The 4,657-nt window shown below is 72.6% G+C and carries 2 protein-coding genes; both read right to left on the bottom strand.

Features of this window, described 5'->3' with window-relative positions; genetic code table 11:
- Positions 1-3,747, bottom strand: a 3,747-nt coding sequence (locus tag E1300_RS47695) for a type I polyketide synthase (RefSeq protein ID WP_131763863.1), incomplete at its 3' end; no start/stop codon positions are given.
- A gap of 30 nt (positions 3,748-3,777) precedes the next feature.
- The coding region (locus tag E1300_RS47690) for a beta-ketoacyl reductase (RefSeq protein WP_131763862.1) at positions 3,778-4,657 on the bottom strand (880 nt) is incomplete at its 5' end.

Genomic DNA, 4,657 nt, shown 5'->3' with positions numbered 1-4,657 from the left:
GGGGCCGCGGCGGCTGGTGAGGAGGAGGTGGGGGGCGCCGTTGGCGGCGAGCCAGCGGGCGAGGTGGGCGCCGATGCCGCCGGTGCCGCCGGTGATCAGTGTGGTGCCGGTGGGCTTCCAGTCGGGGGGCGTGGCCGGGGTGGCGGGTGCGCGGCGCATTCGGCGGGCGAGGACGCCGGTGGGACGGATGGCGGCTTGGTCTTCGGGTTGTCCTGGGGTGAGGAGTGCGGCGAGGCGGTCGGGGGTGCGTTGGTCGATGGTGGTGGGCAGGTCAATGAGGCCGCCCCAGAGTTTGGGGTGTTCGAGGGCGGCGACGCGTCCCAGGCCCCAGATCTGTGCCTGAGTGGGGTGGGTGAGGGGGTCGGCGTGGGTGGTGGCGACGGCGCCTTGGGTGAGGCACCACAGGGGTGCGGTGGTGTCGGTGTCGGTCATGGCCTGGATGAGGGCGGTGGTGGCCGACAGGCCGGACGGCACCGCCTCGTACTGCGGATGCGGCGCCTCGTCCAGGGCCAGCAGGCTGACCACCCCCGCCGGATCCACCTCGGCGGCGAGCTCCGCCAGCCGGTCGGTGAGCGCGTCGCGTTCGAGCTCGTCCCGCTCCAGCAGGTGCCGCACGGCGACGGCCCCATGCGCGTTGATCGCCCGCGACGCGACGTGCACCGCGGGATGGTCCGACTGCGCGGCCGGGACGAGCAGCAGCCACGTCCCGGTGAGCGCCGGCGCGGCGGGCTGGGAGACGTGCTTCCAGCCGAACTCGTAGCGCCAGGAGTCGATCGTCCGCCGCTCCCGGTGCTCGCGCCGCCACGCCGACAGCGCGGGCAGGGCCGGGCCGAGCGCCGCGACCGCGTCCTCACCGTCCAGGCCCAGGGTGTCGGACAGCGCGTCGACGTCCTCCTCCTCGATCGCCTGCCACAGCCTGTCCTCGACGGGATCGTCTCCGGCACCGCCGGACCGTCCGGCCGCCGGAGGCTCCAGCCAGTACCGTTCGCCCTGGAACGCGTAGCTCGGAAGGTCGACGATCCGGGGTTCGGGGTCGGCGGGGAAGAAGGGGTCCCAGTCGATGGGCGTGCCGACCGTATGGGCGTGGGCGAGCGCGAGGGCGACCTGGTCCGAACCGCCGTGGTCACGGCGCAGCGTGGGCACCGCGGACGCCGTCGCTTCGGCCCGCTCGAAGCACTCCTCCAAGCCGACAGTCAGGACGGGATGAGGGCTGGCTTCGATGAAGGTCTGGTAACCGTCGCTGAGCAGGGCGTCCACGGTGTCGGCGAAGTGGACGGGCCGGCGCAGGTTGGTGACCCAGTAGGCGGTGTCGAGTGCGGTGGTGTCGATGCGCTGGCCGGTGACGGTGGAGTAGAAGGCGGTGTCGGTGGTGGTGGGGGTGATGTCGGCGAGGGCGTGGGTGAGGTGGTCGGTGATCTGGTCGACCTGGGGGCCGTGGGAGGCGTAGTCGACGTCGATGACCCGGGCGCGCAGTCCTTGTTCCTGGGCTGCGGTGACGACCTGCTGGATCTGGTCGGGTGGGCCGGAGATGACGGTGGCCGAGGGGCTGTTGACCGCCGCGACCTGCACCGCCTCCCGTGCTGCGTCGTCCCGCACCGTGTCGTCCAGCAGTGTTTGGACGTGGTCGGCGCCTGCGCCGATGGAGGCCATCGCGCCGCCGCCCGATAGCTGCCGCAGTGCCTTGCTGCGGACGGCGACCACGCGCGCGGCGTCCTCCAGGGACAGGGCCCCGGCGACGCAGGCGGCGGCGATTTCGCCCTGGCTGTGCCCGATGACCGCGGCCGGGACGACGCCGTGGTCGGCCCAGACGGCGGCGAGGGACACCATGATCGCCCACAGGACGGGCTGCACCACGTCCACGCGGGCCAGCTCGGATCCGTCGCCGCCGATCACCTGGCTCAGTGACCAGTCCACATGCGGGGCCAAGGCGTCCTCGCACTCGGCCATCCGCGCCGCGAACACCCCGGACTGCTCCAGCAGCTGGGCGCCCATGCCTACCCACTGCGAACCCTGACCAGGGAACACCAGCACCGGGCCCGGGCCCTTCGGTCCCACCTGGCCGACCACCAGGTCAGGATGTGGCTGTCCGGTGGCCAGCGCCTCCAGGCCCGCGCGCGGGTCCCGGGCCGCGATCACCGCACGGTGCTCGAACGCCGACCGGGTCTTGATCAACGACCAGCCGACCTCGGCGGGCGACATCTCGGGATGCGCGGCGAGATGCTCGACGAGGCGCCCGGCCTGCGCGCGCAGCGCCTTCTCGCCGCGCGCCGACACCGGCCAGGGCACGAGGCCGTGGCTCTGATCGTGGCGTTGATCGTGGTGCCGGCCGGACGGTGGCCGCGGTTGCGGGTGGTCGGGTTGGTCGGGTGGTTGTTCGAGGATGAGGTGGGCGTTGGTGCCGGAGATGCCGAATCCGGAGATGCCTGCGCGTCGTGGTCGTTGGGTGTGGGGCCAGGGGGTGGGTTGGGTGAGGAGTTGGACGGTGCCGGTGGTCCAGTCGACGTGTCGGGTGGGTTGGTCGATGTGGAGGGAGGCGGGGAGGAGGCCGTTGTGGATGGCCATGACCATTTTGATGACGCCGGCGACGCCGGCGGCGGCCTGGGTGTGGCCGATGTTGGATTTGACCGAGCCGAGCCATAGCGGCCGGTCCGCCGGACGCTGCTGTCCGTAGGCGGCGAGAAGCGCTTGGGCCTCGATGGGGTCGCCGAGGGTGGTGCCGGTGCCGTGGGCCTCGACGGCGTCCAGTTCGGTGGGAGACAGGCCCGCGTTGGCGAGCGCCTGGCGGATCACCCGCTCCTGCGACGGGCCGTTGGGTGCCGCCAGCCCGTTGCTCGTGCCGTCCTGGTTGACCGCCGACCCGCGGATCACCGCGAGGATGCGGCGGCCCTTGCGCTGGGCGTCGCTGAGCCGTTCCAGCATGACGAGGCCGACGCCCTCGGCCCAGCCCGTGCCGTCGGCGGCGTCGGCGAATGCCTTGATCCGGCCGTCGGGCGCCATTCCCCGCTGCCGCGAAAACTCGGTGAACGGGCCGGGCGTGGACATCACGGTCGCGCCACCGGCCATCGCGAGCGAGCAGTCGCCGTCCCGCAGCGCCTGGCAGGCCAGATGGATCGCCACCAGCGAGGACGAGCAGGCGGTGTCCACCGTCGTCGCCGGACCCTGCAACCCGAAGGTGTAGGAGATCCGGCCGGACGCCACGCTGCCCAGGTTGCCGGTGCCGATGTACCCCTCGACATCGCTGGAGGACTGGGCGATGAGCGTCAGGTAGTCGTGCGCGCTGACGCCGGTGAACACGCCGGTGTCGCTGCCGTCCAGCGCCTCGCGGTTCAGCCCCGCGTGCTCCGCCGCCTCGTGCGCGGTCTCAAGGAGCAGACGCTGCTGCGGATCCATGGCGACCGCCTCGCGCGGGCTGATCCCGAAGAACGCCGCGTCGAACGTCCCGGCGTCGTACAGGAACCCGCCCTCGCGCACGTAACTGGTGCCGGGCTTCTCCGGGTCCGGATCGTAGAGGGCGTCCAGGTCCCAGCCCCGGTCCGTCGGGAACGGGGAGATGGCGTCCGTGCCGGAGGCCACCAGCCGCCACAGGTCCTCCGCCGACCGGACGCCGCCGGGGAACCGGCAGGCCATGCCTATGATCGCGATCGGCTCGGGCCCGGCCGACTCCAGCCTGTCCAGACGTTCGCGCGTCCTGCGCAGCTCCGCGGTGACCCACTTGAGATTTTCGAGAAGCTTTTCCTCGTTCGACATGGGGTCGAGGCTCCTTCAGGACAGGACTGGTCAGGACTTACCGAACTCGCGGGCGATGAGGTCGAACATGTCGTCCGCCGTGGCCGTCTCCAGGTCGCCGCGGGACGCGTCGGGGTCGCCGGTCCAGGCGGCCAGCAGGGACCGCATCCGCGCGGCGATCCGCCGGCGCGCCGCGGCGTCCACCTCGCCCGCGGCGCAGGCCGCGTCCCACCGGTCGAGCTCCGCCAGGATCGAGCCCTCGTCCGGGGCGTCGCCGCCGACCATCTCGCCGCGCAGGTGGTCGGCGAGTTCCTGGGGAGTGGGCCGGTCGAAGACGACGGTGGCCGGGAGCCGGAGTCCGGTGCTGGCGTTGAGCTGGTTGCGCAGTTGGACGGCGGTGAGGGAGTCGAAGCCGAGTTCCTGGAACGGCTTGTGCGGCGGGACGGCGTCGCGCGACGGAAGGCCGAGGGTGGCGGCCGCCTGAGCCTGCACGTGCTGAAGAAGGATCTGCTCCCGCTGAGCGGCCGGGGCCTGCGCGAGCTCCTCGGCCAGCGGTGTCGAGACGGTACCGCTCGGCGCGGTGGCCGGCTGCCGGTTCTCGGGGAGGTCGTCGAGGAGGGGCGCGGGACGAGCCGCGGTGAAGGTGGGGGTGAACAGGGTCCAGTCGATGTCGGCGACGGTGAGCGTCGTGGTGCCGGTGGAGACGGCGTGGTGCAGCGCCCTGGTCGCCAGGTCGGGGTGGATCGGGCGAAGGCCGAAACGCGAGAGGTACGCCACGGACTCCTCCTCGGCGGCCATGCCGATGTCCCCCCAGAGACCCCAGGCGACGGACGTGGCGGGGCGTTGCTGGGAGCGGCGGTGCTCGGCGAGGGCGTCGAGGTAGTGGTTGGCGGCGGCGTAGGCGCCTTGCTGGCCGCTGCCCCAGCTGCCG

This window comes from Actinomadura fibrosa (assembly GCF_900659615.1).
In the GTDB taxonomy this organism is placed as follows: domain Bacteria; phylum Actinomycetota; class Actinomycetes; order Streptosporangiales; family Streptosporangiaceae; genus Spirillospora; species Spirillospora fibrosa.
Note: the sequence above shows the minus strand (reverse complement) of the source record. Positions and strands in the feature narration are given on the sequence as shown.